We start from the raw sequence: 1,528 nt of genomic DNA on the forward strand, positions 1-1,528 counted from the left end.
AAGCAATGAAATAACAAGGAGAGAGTTTAGTATGATTGAAGTTAAACACGCAGTCGAATTAGACGAAATCGAAAGTGACCTTTCGGAGATCTTTGTTACCAATCATGATAAAGATTTGAGATTTTTATATAAAGCAAAAGATGATGAGCAAAAGCAGCAAAAGACCAAACAAACTTTGATACAAGCTTTTTCTCATATGTTTCATAAAGATGCCTTTTATTGTGCTTTGACCCAAGACCAAGTTGGAGGGACTGCGGCTGTAAGCAATAACAAACAGCGTGCTGTCAACCTTGACGCAAAAGTTTTAAAAAAGTATTTAGGCGGACATAAAAGCAAAGAATGTTTTGAAAAATTCAAAAGTTTTAATATACCTCTTACTCATTATGATAATGATACGGCATATATAGAGTTTATCGAAATTCTGGACGAATTTAAAGATCAGGGACTGGAAGAAGAGCTATTGAAGCATATTGTTGATAATACATCCTATCATGTCTATATTGTAGAAGTATTAGAAACTGAAGAACATCTTATTAAGGCGTTGAAAAAATGCGGATTTGTAGAAATCCAAAGACGCATGGTAAAAATAGATGATAATAATATATATAATATAATTTTTAGAAAAATGAAATTTGGAAGATAAGATTAAAAAAAAGAATAAATAAAAATATTATTTTATTGATCAAAAGGGGTTTTATAAAAATCCTCTTTTTTTATCAAAAAATATTTTGAATCATATAATTATAAGCATTGAAAAATTTGGGAAGATATTTTATGACCAAAAGTTTTCTAAAAACGGCTATTGACATTAGCAGTTGATAATTATAAAATAATTCGTATAGCGGTTTTTTGGAAAGATTTTCAAAAACGCTAAATTATATGTTAAAGGGGCAAAAATTTTGAAAACGATTTTCTTCATTATTGCAGGAATAGGTGTTTCTTTGCTTGCTTTTGTTTTTGTTTCTTTGCTTTATCTTTGGATAAAGAAGCAACCTTCAAGCAATCAAAAAATTGAAGAAGTTGGAAAACTCATTAGAAAAGGTGCTATGACCTTTTTGAAAAAAGAGTATATTATTCTTGCTAAGTTTGCGGGAGTAGTATGCTTGGCTATTTTTGTTTTCTTGCCTTCGCCTTTATGGACAGTTATCGCTAACGGCACGTTTGTAGATACACTGCTGGAGCGTTTCCTTATTATATTGGCGTATATTGCAGGAACAGCATTTAGCTGCGTTGCCGGATATATCGGCATATATATTGCAACAATAGCCAATGTTAAGACAGCAGAAGCTGCAAAGTCAGGAATTAAGCCCAGCTTTTTGTGCGGCTTTAGAGGCGGCGCAGTTATGGGTCTTGCTGTTGTAGGCGCATGCTTGTTAGGCGTAGGTTTGGCTTATCTTGTTTATATGCAGACCCAAAGCTCCGCACTTTTGTTGGGCTTTAGCTTCGGTGCTTCTAGTCTTGCTTTGTTTGCAAAAGCAGGCGGCGGAATATTTACAAAAACCGCTGATATAAGCGCAGACTTGGTAGG

2 protein-coding genes are annotated in these 1,528 nt (G+C 33.6%); both read left to right on the forward strand.

All coding sequences use genetic code 11. The features are described 5' to 3' along the window. On the forward strand, positions 1 to 643 hold a 643-nt coding region (locus VIL26_03220; GenBank protein ID HEY8389942.1), incomplete at its 5' end, for a hypothetical protein. A gap of 256 nt (positions 644 to 899) precedes the next feature. Beyond that, on the forward strand, positions 900 to 1,528 hold a 629-nt coding region (locus VIL26_03225), incomplete at its 3' end, for a sodium/proton-translocating pyrophosphatase (GenBank protein HEY8389943.1).

The organism is Clostridia bacterium, from assembly GCA_036562685.1.
Lineage (GTDB): Bacteria > Bacillota > Clostridia > Christensenellales > DUVY01 > DUVY01.